This window comes from Roseovarius maritimus (assembly GCF_043355895.2).
In the GTDB taxonomy this organism is placed as follows: Bacteria; Pseudomonadota; Alphaproteobacteria; order Rhodobacterales; family Rhodobacteraceae; genus Roseovarius; species Roseovarius maritimus.
On the sequence record NZ_JBHFPF020000003.1, the window covers coordinates 183980 to 199572 of the forward strand.

Below are 15593 nucleotides of genomic sequence, written 5' to 3' on the forward strand. Positions count from 1 at the left end.
TAAACACTGGGAAATTAACGTAGGGAGGCGACATGGGCGCGGGTCAAGGTAGCGGTGTATGGAAGTCCGGGCGCGGCAAGGGGCGTGTAACTCCCAAAGGACGGCAGCTGGATGATGCCGCGTGGAGCGATGTGCGTGCCCTTCTGGAGGGCCGTGCGATTCGCCGCGATCACCTGATTGAGTATCTGCACCTCATCCAGGACAAGTTCGGCCACCTGTCGGCGTCCCATCTGCGCGCGCTGGCCGAGGAAATGCGCCTCGCCATGGCCGAGATATATGAGGTCGCCACGTTCTACGCCCATTTCGATGTCGTGAAGGAGGGTGAGACGCCGCCCCCCGCGCTGACGATCCGTGTCTGCGATTCGCTCAGTTGCGAGCTGGCGGGCGCGCAGGAGTTGAAGGCGGCTCTGGAAAAGGGTCTGGACCCGGCCGAAGTGCGCGTGCTGCGCGCGCCCTGCATGGGCCGCTGCGATACAGCGCCCGTGCTGGAGCTGGGTCACGCCCATATCGACCACGCCACCCCGGAAAAGGTGAATGACGCGATCGCGGCGGGCCATACCCATCCGACCATCCCCGACTATCAGACGTTCGAAGCCTATCGCGCGGAAGGCGGCTACAAGGTGCTGGCCGAACTGCGCGAAAAGGGCGATTTCGAGACCGTCCAGCAAACGCTTCTGGATGCCGGTCTGCGCGGCCTCGGCGGCGCGGGCTTCCCGTCGGGCCGCAAATGGGGCTTCGTGCGCGATGCCGCCGGCCCGCGCTATCTTGCCGTCAATGGCGATGAGGGCGAGCCGGGCACATTCAAGGACCGCTATTACCTGGAACGGGTGCCGCATCTCTTTCTTGAAGGGATGTTGATTGCGGCTTGGGCGGTGGAGGCCGATACCTGCTTTATCTACATGCGCGATGAATATCCCGCCGTGCTTGAAATCCTCGCGCGCGAGATCGCGGCGCTGGAGGACGCGGGCATCGTGGCAAAGGGCTATATTGAGCTACGACGCGGCGCGGGCGCCTATATCTGCGGCGAAGAAAGCGCGATGATCGAATCGATCGAGGGCAAGCGCGGCATCCCGCGCCACCGTCCGCCCTTCGTGGCGCAGGTCGGCGTTTTTGGCCGCCCCACGCTGGTCAACAACATCGAGACCCTGCACTGGGTCGCGCGCGTGTTGCGCGAGGGTCCGCAGATCCTGTCGGACCACGAGCATAACGACCGCAAGGGCCTGCGCAGCTATTCCGTCTCGGGCCGGGTCAAGAAACCGGGCGTCTATCTTCTCTATGCCGGCTCTACGATCACCGACATCATCAAGGCGGCGGGCGGCATGATGGACGGTCACACGTTCAAGGCCTACCAGCCGGGCGGCCCGTCCTCGGGTCTGCTTCCGGCGTCGATGCAGGACATTCCGCTCGACTTCGACACGCTGCAGCCGCATGGGACCTTCATCGGATCGGCGGCGGTGGTCGTACTCAGCGACAAGGATAGTGCGCGCGATGCGGCACTCAATATGCTACGCTTCTTCGAGGATGAAAGCTGCGGGCAGTGCACGCCCTGCCGTGTCGGCTGCGAGAAGGCGGTCAAGCTGATGCAGGCGCCGACATGGGATCAGGCGCTGCTGGGCGAGCTTTGCACCGCGATGGCCGATGCCTCGATCTGCGGTCTCGGACAGGCTGCGCCAAACCCGATCCGCTCGGCGATGAAGCACTTCCCGGAGGAAATCTGATGCTCGATTCGAACGTCGAAACCGTCACCTTCACCCTCGATGGCGAGGAAGTCACCGCGCCCAAGGGCCAGACGATCTGGGAAATCAGCCATGGCCGTGGCCTGATCATCCCGAACCTGTGCCACAAGCCCGCGCCCGGCTATCGCCCGGATGGCAACTGCCGCGCCTGCATGGTCGAGGTCGAGGGCGAGCGGAACCTGATCGCCTCCTGCATCCGCGAGCCGAGCGACGGGATGGTGGTCAAGACGGATACCGCCCGCGCGAAGAGCGCGCGCAAGATGGTGATCGAGATGCTGTTGGCCGACCAGCCCGAGCAGGAGGTCGCGCACGACAAATCCAGCCATCTGTGGGACATGGCCGCCATGCAGGGCGTCTCGGAGAGCCGCTTTCCCAAGCTAGAGGAAGGTCACATCCCCCTCCTCGACGACAGCCACGTCGCGATGAGCGTGAACCTCGATGCCTGCATCCAGTGCGGCCTTTGCGTGCGCGCCTGCCGCGAAGTGCAGGTCAACGACGTGATCGGCATGGCCGGGCGCGGGCATAATGCCTACCCGGTCTTCGACTTCGACGATCCGATGGGCGAGAGCACCTGTGTCGCCTGCGGCGAATGCGTTCAGGCCTGCCCCACCGGCGCGCTGATGCCTTCGACCGTGGTCGATGAAAATCAGGTCGGCGACCGCGCCGACTATGACAGTGAGACCAAGAGCATCTGCCCCTTCTGCGGCGTCGGTTGCCAGATCAATCTCAAGGTCAAGGACGGCAAGATCAAGTATGTCGAGGGCATCAATGGCCCCGCGAACGAGGGCCGCCTTTGCGTCAAGGGGCGGTTCGGATTTGACTACATCCATCACGAGCACCGCCTGACCAAGCCGCTGATCCGCCGTGACGACGCGCCTGCCAAGGGTCTGAACGTCGATCCCGGCAACTGGCAGGCCCATTTCCGCGAGGCGGAATGGGACGAGGCGCTGGATCTGGCCGCGTCCCGGCTCAAGGGCCGAGGCCGCGAGGTTGCCGGTTTCGGCAGCGCGAAATGCACCAATGAAGAGGCCTACCTCTTTCAAAAGCTGATCCGTCAGGCGTTCCGCCACAACAACGTGGACCACTGCACCCGGCTTTGCCATGCATCGTCCGTTTCGGCGCTGATCGAGAACGTGGGCAGCGGTGCCGTGACCGCCACGTTCAACGAGATCGAGAACGCGGATGTCGCCATCATCATCGGCGCCAACCCGGTCGAGAACCACCCCGTCGCCGCGACCTATTTCAAGCAGTTCACCAAGCGCGGTGGCAAGCTGATCGTGATGGACCCGCGCGGCCAGGGGATGAAGCGTTTTGCCACGCACATGCTGCAATTCCGCCCCGGCGCCGATGTCAGCATGCTAAACGCGATCATGCACACGATCGTCGAGGAAAAGCTCTACGATCAGCAATATATCGACGCCTATACCGAGAACTGGGAGGCCGAGAAGGCGCATCTGGCTGATTTCTCGCCCGAGAAGATGGAGGGCATGTGCGGCATTCCCGCCGAGACGCTGCGCGAGGTCGCGCGCACTTTCGCGGGCGCGAAATCCGCGATGATCTTCTGGGGCATGGGCGTCAGCCAGCATATTCACGGCACCGATAATTCGCGCTGCCTGATCTCCCTCGCCCTCATGTGTGGCCAGGTGGGCCGCCCGGGCGCGGGCCTTCACCCGCTGCGCGGGCAGAACAACGTGCAGGGGGCCAGCGACGCGGGCCTCATCCCGATGTTCCTGCCCGACTACCAAAGCGTCACGGATGACAATATCCGCAACGCCTTTACCGAGGTTTGGCAATCCGAGGATTTCAGCGCCGAGAAGGGTTTGACCGTGACCGAGATCATGGATGCGGTCCATGACGGCGACATCAAGGCGATGTATATCCTGGGCGAGAACCCGGCCATGTCGGACCCCGATGTGGACCATGCCCGCGATGCGCTGGCCAAGCTCGATACACTGGTGGTGCAGGACATCTTTCTGACCGAGACGGCGAACTATGCCGACATCATCCTGCCCGCGTCGGCCTTTGCCGAGAAATCCGGCACGGTCACCAACACCAACCGTCAGGTGCAGCTGGCCCGCCCTGCCGTGCCACCCATCGGCGCCGCGCGCGAGGATTGGCGCATCACCATGCAGCTGGCTAACCGCCTTGACCTGAACTGGGAGTATGACAGCCCCGCCGATGTCTTTGCCGAGATGAAGCTGAACATGGCCTCGCTCAACAACATCACATGGGAGCGGTTGGAGAAGGAGGGCGCCGTGACCTACCCGTCGCTCAGCCCCACGGATCCGGGGCAGGCCATCGTTTTTGGCGACGGCTTCCCGCGTCCGCAGGGGCGTGCGCGGTTCACCCCCGCCAGCGTCATCGCACCCGATGATGTGCCGGACGAGGAATACCCGATGATCCTGACCACGGGCCGGCAGCTGGAGCATTGGCATACCGGCTCGATGACGCGGCGCAGCCGGGTTCTGGACAGCGTGGAGCCGGAGGCGAACTGTTCGCTTCATCCCAGCACCCTGCGCAAGCTGGGGGTGGAGCCGGGCCAGCATGTGCGCCTCACGACCAAGCGCGGCAGCATCAGCATCATGGCACGGGCCGACCGCGCAGTCGCCCCCGATATGGTCTTCCTGCCCTTCGCCTATGTCGAAGCGGCGGCGAACATCCTGACAAACCCCGCGATCGACCCCTATGGCAAGATCCCGGAATTCAAGTTTTCTGCCGTCAAGGTAGAAGCCGACACCCACTCTTCCGTCACTGCACAGTGACGCAACCAACGAGGGACTGATCCTAATGGCCTACAAAAGCGATATCGAAATTGCACGCGCCGCACAGAAGAAGCCGATCCAGGAGATCGGTGACAAGCTGGGCATCCCCGGTGAGCATCTGCTGCCCTACGGGCATGACAAGGCCAAGGTATCTCAGGCCTATATCGACAGCGTGCAGAACAACAAGAACGGCAAGCTGATCCTCGTTACCGCGATCAACCCGACCCCGGCGGGTGAGGGCAAGACGACCACCACCGTCGGTCTGGGCGACGGCCTGAACCGCATCGGCAAGAAGGCGATGGTCTGTATCCGCGAGGCGAGCCTCGGTCCAAACTTCGGCATGAAGGGCGGCGCTGCGGGCGGCGGTTATGCTCAGGTCGTCCCGATGGAGGACATGAACCTGCATTTCACTGGCGACTTCCACGCGATCACCTCGGCGCATTCGCTCCTGTCGGCCATGATCGACAACCATATCTATTGGGGCAACGAGCTGGAGATCGACATCCGCCGCGTCGTCTGGCGCCGCGTCGTCGATATGAACGACCGCGCGCTGCGTCAGATCACGGCGTCACTGGGCGGCGTCTCGAACGGTTTCCCGAACGAGAGCGGCTTTGACATCACCGTGGCCTCCGAGGTCATGGCGATCCTCTGCCTCGCCAAGAACCTAAAGGATCTCGAAGAGCGTCTGGGCTCCATGATCGTGGCGTACCGCCGCGACCGCAGCCCCGTCTTCTGCCGCGATATCGAGGCACAGGGCGCGATGACCGTGCTGCTGAAGGACGCGATGCAGCCGAACCTGGTGCAGACGCTGGAGAACAACCCGGCCTTCGTGCATGGCGGCCCCTTTGCCAACATCGCGCATGGCTGCAACTCGGTTACCGCGACGACCACCGCGCTCAAGATCGCCGATTTCGTCGTGACCGAGGCTGGCTTTGGCGCCGATCTGGGCGCCGAGAAATTCATGAACATCAAGTGCCGCAAGGCGGGCCTCGCGCCTGACTGCGTGGTGCTGGTTGCCACCGTGCGCGCGATGAAGATGAATGGTGGCGTCGCCAAGGCCGATCTGGGGGATGAAAATGTCGATGCCGTCAAGGAAGGCTGCGCCAACCTTGGGCGTCACATCGGCAACCTCAAGAGCTTTGGCGTGCCGGTGGTTGTGGCCATCAATCATTTCGTCAACGACACCGATGCCGAGGTCGAGGCGGTCAAGGACTACGTCAAGAGCCAGGGCAGCGAGGCGATCCTGTCGCGTCACTGGGAGCTGGGCAGCGAAGGCAGCGCCGATCTGGCAACCCGCGTGGCGGAAGTGGCCGAAAGCGGCGTGTCGGATTTCAAGCCGATCTATCCGGACGATATGCCCCTCTTCAAAAAGATCGAGACGATCGCCAAGAATATCTACCACGCCGATGGTGTCGTGGCCGATGGCAAGATCCGCGATCAGCTGAAGCAGTGGGAAGACGCAGGCTATGGCAATCTGCCGATCTGCATGGCCAAGACGCAATACAGCTTTACCACCGATCCCAGCCGCCGCGGTGCGCCCACGGGGCATTCCGTGCCGATCCGCGAAGTGCGCCTGAGCGCGGGCGCCGGTTTCGTCGTCGTCGTCTGCGGCGAGATCATGACGATGCCCGGCCTGCCGCGCGTGCCAGCGGCGACGTCAATCCGTCTTAACGATGGCGGTGAGATCGAAGGTCTGTTTTAAAGAGCGCGTATTGCAGGGGGCATTGAGCCCCCTGCAATACGGTCGCCGCCTTTCGGCGGCTCCTGCCGCCGGCAGGGATATTTTCAGCAAGAAGAAAGCAGGGGCGGTGCCCTTGTTGTAAGGAGAGCGCGATGACGGCTCAGGTGATTGACGGCAAGGCCTTTGCGGCCGAGGTGCGCGGCAAGGTGGCCGGGCACGTGGCACAGTTGAAGGAAAAGCATGATCTGGTGCCGGGTCTCGCCGTGGTGCTGGTGGGCGAGGATCCGGCAAGCCAGGTCTATGTCCGCTCGAAAGGCAAGCAGACGACCGAGGTCGGTATGAAGAGCGTCGAGCACAAGCTGGACGCGGACACATCGGAGGCTGATCTTTTGACGCTGATCGACCAACTGAACAATGACGAGAGCATTCACGGCATCCTCGTGCAGTTGCCTTTACCCAAGCATCTGAATGAGGATCTGGTGATCAATTCCATTGATCCGGCCAAGGATGTGGACGGGTTTCATATCTCGAATGTTGGCCTCCTCAGCACCGGGCAGAAGAGCATGGTGCCCTGCACGCCGCTGGGCTGCCTGATGATGCTGCGCGATCACCATGGCTCGCTCTCGGGCATGGATGCGGTTGTGATCGGCCGTAGCAACATCGTAGGCAAACCGATGGCGCAGCTGCTGCTGGGTGACAGCTGCACCGTGACCATCGCGCATTCACGCACCAAGGATTTGGCGGAGGTGGTGCGCCGCGCCGATATCGTCGTGGCCGCCGTGGGCCGCCCCGAGATGGTGCCGGGGGACTGGATCAAGGAAGGGGCCACCGTGATCGACGTGGGCATCAACCGGATCGAGAAAGAAGATGGCAAGACGAAGCTGGTTGGCGACGTGGATTATGCCAGCTGCGCCGAGCGCGCGGGCGCCATTACGCCGGTGCCGGGCGGTGTGGGCCCGATGACGATTGCCTGCCTTCTAGCCAACACGCTGACGGCGGCCTGCCGGGCCAACGGGCTGGAGGAGCCTGAGGGGCTGACGGCCTGAAACGTAAGGCATGACAGGTTTTGGGCCGCGCCTTGTGACAGGGCGCGGCCCTTTTGCGTTCAGCGCGGCATGGGGATGGCGCGCGCGGCCGTGCCTGTCAGAATAGCCACCGCCTCGGCGCGCATGAGGCCTGAGAGAGCGGCGCTGTCGCTGCGCAGCCCGCCGGTATAGGTGCCATAGGCCGGCAGAATCACCCGGTCCGTGTCGATCAGGAAAGCGGGGCGGCTAAGGCTGCGCCCGCGGGCCCTGACCAACGCCTTGGGGTGGTAATGGCCCGAAAGCTCGCCACTGGCGCCGGGGCGCGGGATATGCCGAAAAGTGAGCGGGGGGAGCGGCAGTTCGGCCAGGTGCGTGCCGCCCAGATCGACGGGGCCGGGGTCATGGTTGCCCTCGATCCAGATCCAACGGCGCCCGGATTGCATCGTGGTGATCCAGAGCTTGGCCGCGTCCGGCAAAGCACTCATCGCCGCGCTGTCATCGAAACTGTCTCCGAGGCAGACGACCGTCTTGGCGCTGGTGGCGGCCAGATCGGCGTCAAGCCGCGCCAGCGTGTCATGTGTCTCGTAAGGAGGGAGGGAGGCCGTACCCAGCCGCGCCCGCCGCTCGGATTTGCCAAGATGCAGGTCCGACACGCAGAGCAGGTTTTGATCCGGCCAATAGAGCGCACCGGAGGGCAGGGCGATAAGCGTGGCGCCGGCGAGGGTGAAGGAGTGGGTGGTCATGGGGCGCGGTTGCCCTCAAACATCCAGCTCTTCGACAAAGCGTGCGTTTTCCTGAATGTACTGAAACCGCAGCTCGGGCTTCTTGCCCATCAGACGCTCGACCAGATCACCGGTCTCGCCCGGCTCATCCTCGTCGATGGTGACGCGGATCAGCTTGCGGGACTTGGCATCCATCGTCGTTTCCTTGAGGTCCTTGGCGTCCATCTCGCCAAGACCCTTGAAGCGGCTGACGTCTATCTTGCCCTTACCCCCCAGACCCTTTTCCATCCAAGCATCGCGCTCGGCCTGGTCCAGGCAATAGACGCGGCGCGCGCCCTGGCTGAGGCGGTAGAGCGGCGGGCAGGCAAGGTAGAGGTGGCCCGCGTCGATCATCGGCCGCATCTGGGTGAAGAAGAAGGTCATCAGAAGCGACGCAATATGGGCGCCATCGACATCGGCATCGGTCATTATGATGATCTTGTCATAGCGCAGATCGTCGAGGTTGAATTTCGAGCCCAGACCGACCCCAAGGGCCTGCGTCAGATCGCTGATTTCCTGATTGCTGCCCAGTTTCGAGCTGGCGGCACCGAGCACGTTCAGGATCTTGCCGCGCAGGGGCAAGAGGGCCTGTGTCTTGCGATCGCGCGCCATCTTGGCCGAACCGCCCGCGGAATCCCCCTCGACGATAAAGAGCTCGGTCCCATCGCGGGTGTTCGACGAGCAATCCACCAGTTTGCCGGGCAGGCGCAGTTTCTTGGTCGCGGTCTTGCGCTGGGTTTCCTTTTCCTGGCGGCGGCGCAGACGCTCTTCGGCGCGCAAGACGAGAAAATCGAGGATCGCGCCCGCTGATTTCGTGTCTGCGGCCAACCAGTTGTCGAAATGGTCGCGCACGGAGTTTTCGACCATGCGCTGTGCCTCGACCGTGGCAAGGCGGTCCTTGGTCTGGCCGACGAACTCCGGCTCGCGGATGAAGCACGAGACCAGCGCGCCGGCGCCGGTGATCAGATCCTCGCGGGTGATCGTCGCGGCCTTCTTGTTGTTCACCAGCTCGCCGTAAGCCTTGATGCCCTTGAGGATGGCGGCCCAGAAACCGGCCTCATGCGTGCCACCCTCTGGCGTGGGAACGGTGTTGCAGTAAGACTGGATGAAGCCGTCGCGCGCGGGCGTCCAGTTGATCGCCCATTCGACTTTGCCCGGCACCTTGAATTTCTCAAAGCTGACCGAACCGGCGAAGGGTGTGTCGGCATAGGTGGTCGCACCGCCCATCGCCTCGATCAGGTAGTCCGAGAGGCCGCCGGGGAAGTGAAACTTGGCCTCGCGCGGCGTTTCGCCATCGTCGATGCCGGTCTTCCAGCGGATCTCGACACCGGAGAACAGATACGCTTTGGAGCGGGCCATCTTGAAAAGGCGCGCAGGCTTCAGCTTCAGCGAGCCGAAAATCTCGGGATCGGGATGGAAGGTGACGGAGGTGCCGCGCCGGTTGGGGGCGGCGCCGATCTTCTCCAGCGGCGCGACGGGCAGACCGCGCGAGAATTCCATCGCGAACAGCTCCTTGTTGCGGGCCACCTCGACACGCAGATGATCCGACAGCGCGTTGACGACAGACGAGCCGACGCCATGCAGGCCGCCCGAGGTCTGATAGCTGTCGCCCGAGAATTTGCCGCCCGCATTCAACGTGCAAAAGATGATTTCGAGCGCGGATTTCGTCGGGTCCTTGGGGTGCGGCCCAGTGGGGATGCCCCGCCCGTTGTCGCGCACCGAGACATGTCCATTCTCGTGCAGTTCGACCTCGATCCAGGTGGCATGACCGGCCACCGCTTCGTCCATCGAGTTGTCGATGATTTCGGCCACCATGTGATGCAGGGCGCGGTCATCCTTGCCGCCGATATACATGCCGGGGCGCAGGCGCACATGCTCCATATCCTCGAGGACCTGGATAGAGGATGCATCATAGTCGCCCGAGGAGGTGGCGGCGGTCAGGAGGTCGGACATGGGGTGCGCTGCTCGCTCTTTTTGAGTTTGTTCGATTATGACAGAGCCGCGCGCCGGTTGGAAGAACCGCGTCGTCCTCACCGCTCATGGTGGCCATATCAGCAGGTCAAGGCCGATTAGCATCAGCAGCGCCACCGTCAGAGCGGCCAGCCGACCGAGGATCTGCGCGCGCATCAGGTCGGCGCAGGCCGTTGTCATCGTCAACATCGCTGTACCGGATGCGCGGCGCCTCAGCGCCGGAAGGAGCGCGCAGAGCGTGCAGGCCCAGATGGCAAAGATGCCGGCCGAGAGGCCGAGCCAGATCACCTGAACGAGCGACATCATGGTATGCTCCTCTTGCATCTGCGGCAAAATGTCGGCATCCGGCCCCCTGTTCCGCGCGGATGGCAGATCCGCGCTATCGCTTTACTTTGTGCCGATTCCCATCAACAAATTCCTAATGAGCGAACATTTGAAGGGCCTCCTGATCACCGCGCTCGGTGTGATGATGCTGGTCCCCGACTCCCTTTTCGTGCGCCTCATTCAGGCGGATCCGGCCACCACGACGTTCTGGCGGGCGGCGGTCTCGGGTAGTCTCATTCTAGTTGGATGCCTTTTGTTTCAAGGTCTTGCTGGGTTTCGGGCGGTTTTGCGCACGGGGCGAGCGGGCCTTCTCTACACGCTGCTCATGTCTACGACGGCGCCCGGGTTCGTCATGGCGATATCACTGACCAGCGTCGCGAATGTTGTCTTCATCTTTGCCTCGATCCCGGTCTTTGCCGCCCTTTTCAGCCGCATCTTTCTGGGCGAGGCATTCAGCCGGCGCATGGTTCTGACCATGGCTGCCGTTCTGCCCGGCCTTGGCATCATCGCCTATGGCAGCGGGGAGAATGCGACCGCCAGCTGGCAGGGGGACGTTATTGCGCTGGCGGTCTCGGCCAGTTTTGCCGGGGCGCTGACAACGATCCGCAAGGTCCGGGCCACCTCGATGATCCCTGCGATTCCGGTATCCTATCTGCTCTCGGCACTGGTCATGCTGATCTGGGCCGTGCCGGGCCAGGCCGTGCCGTCGCAATGGCCGCTGGTCGCGGCGCATGGCACGTTCATCGCGCTGTCGACAAGTCTCTTGACGCTGGGCCCGCGCTATCTGGCCTCGGCGGAGGTGTCGCTGCTGATCTTGCTGGAATCCGTGCTGGCGCCGATCCTGGTTTGGGCGGTGATCGGCGAGGATCCCGGCCCATGGGCGCTTGCCGGCGGGGGGCTGATCATCGGGGCGCTGCTGGTTTCGAACGTGGTCGCGCTCAGGCGCAGACGTGTCAAAACTTCGCCTCGACCCCCGGAAGCTTCAGCGCCGCTATAAGATCGCGCAACTCCTGACGTGCGGCGATGTTCGAGATGTTCAGCTGCTTGACGCCCACATCCTTGAGATCCAGCAGGGTCAGGCCGCGCGGAAAGAGCTCGCGGAAAATCACCCGCTCGTTAAAGCCGGGGGCCGTGCGAAACCCGATGCGCTTGGCCAGGTTGTCCAGCGCCGCGCCCATCTTTTCCTTGTTCACCATGGCCTGAGCGCCGACGCGGTTGCGCACAACGATCCAGTCGATCGGCTTGAGCCCTGCCTGCGCGCGTAGCTGCCGCGCGTTCCAGACCATCTCGGAATAGACCGAGGGCCGCAGGATCTTGGTCCCGTCGGCATCCACATGGGCCAGCAGATCGAAATCGACAAAGCTGTCATTGAGCGGCGTGATCAGCGTGTCGGCCAGGCTATGAGCCACCTGGCTGAGGCGCGTGTGCGAGCCGGGACAGTCGATCACGATGAAATCGCTGTCCGGCTCCAGCGAGGCGACTGCCTCGGAGAGGCGCCGGTCATACATGTTCTCACCGGGGCCGAGGGCCGCCTGATCGACCTCGGGCAGGTCATGATAGAAAGGGCTGGGCAATGACAGACCTGACTTGGCCATATAGGTCTTACGATTCTCGGCATAGCGGCCGAACGTTTTTTGGCGCAGATCCAGATCCAGCGCGCTGACAGTGAAGCCCAGCCGCGCCAAAGCGGTGGCGACATGCATCGACACCGTAGATTTCCCCGCGCCGCCCTTTTCGTTTCCGACGACGATGATATGCGCCATGTCCCAAGATCCCTTGCCCACGCCCTCGGCTTGGGGCGTTTGCGGCATAGTATATCGCACATGGGCAATAGGAAAGGGCACCAGCCGGAAGTTGGCGCTTGAAATGTGGTTGTTTCTGCGTCCGGTGCAGGTTTGGAACAGTGGCGTGTGGCCGCGTGCCGTGCAAGCGCCCGTGAGGCCTTGGCGGTATATCGAAAAAGGCCCCGCCTTGTGGGGCAGGGCCTTGGGTAGTTCGGCAAGGCGAGGGTTTCAACCCTTCATGCTGTCCCAGAAGGACTTGACCGACTTGAAGAAGGTCTTGCTCTCGGGGTTGTTGTCCTCGGACAGGGCCTCGAACTCGCGGAGCAGTTCTTTTTGCTTGGATGTCAGGTTCACCGGCGTCTCGACCGCCAGTTCGATGAACATGTCGCCCGCGCCGCCACCGCGCAGGGCAGGCATGCCCTTGCCGCGAAGGCGCATCTGGCGACCAGACTGGCTGCCAGCGGGGATCTTTACCTTACTGCGGCCACCGTCGATGGTGGGCACCTCGATATCACCGCCGATTGCGGCGCTGATCATCGAGACGGGCACGTTGCAGTAAAGGTTGGTCTCTTCACGCTCAAAGAGCGGGTGCTTGGACACCTCGATGAAAATATAAAGATCGCCCGGAGGCCCGCCGCGCATGCCGGCCTCGCCTTCGCCCGACAGGCGAATGCGCGTACCGGTTTCGACGCCGGCGGGTATGTTGACGCTCAGCGCGCGGTCCTTTTCAACGCGGCCTTGGCCGCCGCAGGCCTTGCAGGGGTTCTGGACGATCTGGCCCATGCCCGAGCAGGTCGGGCAGGTCCGCTCGACCGTAAAGAAGCCTTGCTGCGCGCGCACCTTGCCCATGCCGGAACAGGTTGGGCAGGTCGTCGGCTCGGCGCCACCCTCGGCGCCCGATCCGTCGCAGGAGTTGCACTGGACCGAGGTGGGAACGTTGATCGTCTTTTGCAGACCCTTGTAGGCCTCCTCCAGTGTGACGCGCATGTTGTAGCGCAGGTCCGAGCCGCGCGCGGCCCGTTGTCGTCCACCGCCACCACGCGCGCCCATGAAATCGCCGAAGAGATCGTCGAACACGTCTGAAAAAGCGCTGGCGAAATCGCCTTGGCCGTGTGCACCGGGATGCCCGCCGCGACCGCCGCCGCCCATTCCGCCTTCGAAGGCGGCATGGCCGAACCGGTCATAAGCGGCCTTCTTCTCGGCGTCCTTCAGGACGTCATACGCCTCACCCACTTCCTTGAACTGGGTCTCGGCGTGGGGATTGTCCTTGTTGCTGTCGGGGTGCAGGGCGCGCGCCTTTTGGCGATAGGCCTTTTTCACCTCGTCAGCAGAAGCCCCGCGCGCGACGCCCAGAACCTCGTAATAATCGCGTTTGGCCATTGGGGACCTCCTAAACCTGAAACGAAACGGGCCGGCCTAGCAGACCGGCCCGAATGTTTCTCAGCGGCGCATCACGCGCGCTTGTTGTCGTCGAGGTCCTCGAAATCGGCATCGACGATGTCGTCATCGCCGTTGCCGCCAGCCTCATCCGCAGCGGAGGGGCTGCCATCGTCTTCCGACTGGCTGGCCTTGTAGATGGCCTCGCCCAGCTTCATTGCCGCTTCCGAGACGTTCTGGATACCGGACTTGATCTTGGCCGCGTCATCCTTCTCAAGGTCTTCCTTGAGCGCCGAGATGGCAAGTTCGATGGCTTCGATCGTGGTGGGATCCACCTTGTCCGAGTGTTCTTCCATCGACTTCTCGGTCGAGTCGATCAGGCTTTCGGCCTGGTTGCGGGCCTCGACCAGCTCGCGGCGGCCCTTGTCGGCCTCGGCATTCTCCTCGGCATCCTTGACCATCTTTTCGATGTCTTCCTCGGACAAACCGCCCGAAGCCTGGATCGTGATCTTGTGCTCCTTGTTCGTGCCCTTGTCCTTGGCCGAAACCGAAACGATGCCGTTCGTGTCGATATCGAACGTCACCTCGATCTGGGGCATGCCGCGCGGTGCGGGCGGGATGTTCTCCAGATTGAACTGGCCCAGCATCTTGTTGTCGGCCGCCATCTCACGCTCGCCCTGGAACACCCGGATCGTCACGGCGTTCTGGTTATCCTCGGCGGTCGAGAAGACCTGGCTCTTGTTGGTCGGGATGGTCGTGTTGCGGTCGATCAGGCGGGTAAAGACACCGCCCAGCGTCTCGATGCCCAAGGAGAGGGGCGTCACGTCCAGAAGGACGACGTCCTTGATATCGCCCTGCAGGACAGCAGCCTGAATGGCGGCGCCCATCGCGACGACCTCATCCGGGTTCACACCCTTGTTCGGTTCCTTGCCAAAGAGCTTGGTCACCTCTTCGATCACCTTGGGCATGCGGGTCATGCCGCCGACCAGAACGACCTCGTCGATGTCGCTTGCCGAAAGGCCCGCATCCTTGAGCGCGGCCTGGCACGGCTTGAGCGACGCCTTGATGAGATCGCCCACCAGCGATTCCAGCTTGGCGCGGGTCAGTTTCATGACCATGTGGAGCGGCTGGCCGTTCGAGGACATCGAGATGAACGGCTGGTTGATCTCGGTCTGGCTCGAGCTCGACAGCTCGATCTTGGCCTTCTCCGCCGCCTCTTTCAGACGCTGCAGGGCCATCTTGTCCTGCGTCAGGTCGACGTTATGCTCTTTCTTGAACTCGCCCGCCAGGTAATTGACGATGCGCATGTCAAAGTCTTCACCGCCAAGGAACGTGTCGCCATTGGTGGCTTTCACCTCGAAGAACCCCTCGGCCATTTCCAGGATGGTCACGTCGAATGTGCCGCCGCCGAGGTCATAGACCGCGATCGTCTGCTCTTCTTTCTTGTCGAGACCATAGGCCAGCGCGGCTGCGGTGGGCTCGTTCACAATGCGCAGCACTTCGAGGCCGGCAATCTTGCCCGCGTCCTTTGTGGCCTGGCGCTGCTGGTCGTTGAAATAGGCGGGCACGGTGATGACGGCCTGCGTAACTTCCTCGCCCAGATAGCTCTCGGCGGTTTCCTTCATCTTGCCCAGGATGAACGCACTGATCTGGCTGGGCGAATACTTCTCGCCGCGCGCCTCGACCCATGCGTCGCCATTGCCGCCGTCGATGACGGTGAAGGGCATGTTCTTCTTGTCCTTGGCCAGATCGCTGTCATCGGCGCGGCGGCCGATCAGACGCTTGACGCCAAAGACGGTGTTTTCGGGGTTGGTGACGGCCTGACGCTTGGCTGGCTGGCCAACGAGGCGCTCATTCTCGGTGAAGGCGACGATGGACGGGGTCGTGCGCGCCCCTTCCGAGTTTTCGATCACGCGAGGCGTCTGGCCATCCATGATGGCAACGCAGCTATTCGTGGTTCCGAGGTCGATACCAATAACTTTGGACATGGATTTCATCCCTTTCTCTTCAGGCGATATAGGCGAGGTCAGACCCGTTACGGCATCCGGACCCCGGTTCAGTAAGGCTTGACCCATGTTTGCGGGTCAACGCTTCCGGGCGTATATAGGGAGGGCGAGAAGGCCCTGCAAGCGGTGGAGCGTCAGGCGATTTGCAGTTTTTCCGCAAAAGATG

General features: G+C 62.8%; 11 protein-coding genes. 5 read left to right on the forward strand and 6 right to left on the reverse strand.

What is annotated here, in order from left to right; genetic code table 11:
* Nucleotides 1-32 precede the first annotated feature (32 nt).
* The 4 genes from ACEWPM_RS08210 to folD all read left to right on the forward strand — a co-directional run bounded on the left by ACEWPM_RS08210 (nt 33) and on the right by folD (nt 7225).
* Nucleotides 33-1718, forward strand: coding sequence for an NAD(P)H-dependent oxidoreductase subunit E (locus tag ACEWPM_RS08210; RefSeq protein ID WP_393961182.1), 1686 nt, complete (start codon nt 33-35; stop codon nt 1716-1718).
* The gene (gene fdhF, locus ACEWPM_RS08215; RefSeq protein ID WP_393961183.1) at nt 1718-4498 is read left to right on the forward strand and encodes a formate dehydrogenase subunit alpha; all 2781 of its coding nucleotides are present in this window, start codon (nt 1718-1720) and stop codon (nt 4496-4498) included. Before ACEWPM_RS08210 ends, fdhF begins: the two co-directional genes overlap by 1 nt.
* Nucleotides 4499-4523: 25 nt before the next feature.
* Nucleotides 4524-6200 carry a formate--tetrahydrofolate ligase gene (locus ACEWPM_RS08220; protein ID WP_393961184.1) on the forward strand — a complete coding sequence of 559 codons (1677 nt, stop codon included), beginning with the start codon at nt 4524-4526 and terminating at the stop codon, nt 6198-6200.
* Between the two features lie 131 nt (nt 6201-6331).
* The gene (folD, locus tag ACEWPM_RS08225; protein ID WP_393961185.1) at nt 6332-7225 is read left to right on the forward strand and encodes a bifunctional methylenetetrahydrofolate dehydrogenase/methenyltetrahydrofolate cyclohydrolase FolD; all 894 of its coding nucleotides are present in this window, start codon (nt 6332-6334) and stop codon (nt 7223-7225) included.
* Nucleotides 7226-7284: 59 nt separating this feature from the next.
* On the opposite strand, the gene pdeM is transcribed toward folD, so the two are convergent.
* From pdeM to ACEWPM_RS08240, 3 genes are all read right to left on the reverse strand, one after another.
* Nucleotides 7285-7947: a ligase-associated DNA damage response endonuclease PdeM gene (pdeM, locus tag ACEWPM_RS08230; RefSeq protein ID WP_393961187.1), complete on the reverse strand. Its 663-nt coding sequence runs from the start codon at nt 7945-7947 to the stop codon at nt 7285-7287.
* Between the two features lie 15 nt (nt 7948-7962).
* Entirely contained in the window at nt 7963-9918 is a 1956-nt protein-coding gene (parE, locus tag ACEWPM_RS08235) for a DNA topoisomerase IV subunit B (RefSeq protein ID WP_393961188.1), read from the reverse strand.
* 84 nt (nt 9919-10002) lie between these two features.
* Nucleotides 10003-10242 (reverse strand): hypothetical protein, encoded by a 240-nt coding sequence (locus ACEWPM_RS08240; protein ID WP_393961190.1) that lies wholly within the window; start codon nt 10240-10242, stop codon nt 10003-10005.
* A 115-nt stretch (nt 10243-10357) separates the two neighbouring features.
* Between ACEWPM_RS08240 and ACEWPM_RS08245 the strand changes: the two genes are divergently transcribed.
* On the forward strand, nt 10358-11257 hold the full coding sequence (locus tag ACEWPM_RS08245; protein WP_393961192.1) for a DMT family transporter: 900 nt from the start codon (nt 10358-10360) through the stop codon (nt 11255-11257).
* Here ACEWPM_RS08245 and ACEWPM_RS08250 read toward each other — a convergent pair.
* The 3 genes from ACEWPM_RS08250 to dnaK all read right to left on the reverse strand — a co-directional run bounded on the left by ACEWPM_RS08250 (nt 11214) and on the right by dnaK (nt 15409).
* Complete coding sequence (locus ACEWPM_RS08250) at nt 11214-12023, reverse strand: division plane positioning ATPase MipZ (RefSeq protein WP_393961193.1); 810 nt, start codon at nt 12021-12023, stop codon at nt 11214-11216. The two genes, ACEWPM_RS08245 and ACEWPM_RS08250, sit on opposite strands and share 44 nt — an antisense overlap.
* Nucleotides 12024-12272: 249 nt before the next feature.
* Nucleotides 12273-13424, reverse strand: coding sequence for a molecular chaperone DnaJ (gene dnaJ / locus ACEWPM_RS08255; RefSeq protein WP_393961194.1), 1152 nt, complete (start codon nt 13422-13424; stop codon nt 12273-12275).
* A gap of 71 nt (nt 13425-13495) precedes the next feature.
* A complete protein-coding gene (gene dnaK, locus ACEWPM_RS08260; RefSeq protein WP_393961195.1) occupies nt 13496-15409 on the reverse strand; it encodes a molecular chaperone DnaK in 1914 nt (637 codons plus the stop codon).
* Nucleotides 15410-15593 lie beyond the last annotated feature (184 nt).

Excerpts from the sequence above, each read along its gene's own strand:
- ACEWPM_RS08210 (WP_393961182.1), top strand. The coding sequence starts at position 33 with ATGGGCGCGGGTCAAGGTAGCGGTGTATGGAAGTCCGGGCGCGGCAAG.
- fdhF (WP_393961183.1), top strand. The coding sequence starts at position 1,718 with ATGCTCGATTCGAACGTCGAAACCGTCACCTTCACCCTCGATGGCGAG.
- ACEWPM_RS08220 (WP_393961184.1), top strand. The coding sequence starts at position 4,524 with ATGGCCTACAAAAGCGATATCGAAATTGCACGCGCCGCACAGAAGAAG.
- folD (WP_393961185.1), top strand. The coding sequence starts at position 6,332 with ATGACGGCTCAGGTGATTGACGGCAAGGCCTTTGCGGCCGAGGTGCGC.
- pdeM (WP_393961187.1), bottom strand. The coding sequence starts at position 7,947 with ATGACCACCCACTCCTTCACCCTCGCCGGCGCCACGCTTATCGCCCTG.
- parE (WP_393961188.1), bottom strand. The coding sequence starts at position 9,918 with ATGTCCGACCTCCTGACCGCCGCCACCTCCTCGGGCGACTATGATGCA.
- ACEWPM_RS08240 (WP_393961190.1), bottom strand. The coding sequence starts at position 10,242 with ATGATGTCGCTCGTTCAGGTGATCTGGCTCGGCCTCTCGGCCGGCATC.
- ACEWPM_RS08245 (WP_393961192.1), top strand. The coding sequence starts at position 10,358 with ATGAGCGAACATTTGAAGGGCCTCCTGATCACCGCGCTCGGTGTGATG.
- ACEWPM_RS08250 (WP_393961193.1), bottom strand. The coding sequence starts at position 12,023 with ATGGCGCATATCATCGTCGTCGGAAACGAAAAGGGCGGCGCGGGGAAA.
- dnaJ (WP_393961194.1), bottom strand. The coding sequence starts at position 13,424 with ATGGCCAAACGCGATTATTACGAGGTTCTGGGCGTCGCGCGCGGGGCT.
- dnaK (WP_393961195.1), bottom strand. The coding sequence starts at position 15,409 with ATGTCCAAAGTTATTGGTATCGACCTCGGAACCACGAATAGCTGCGTT.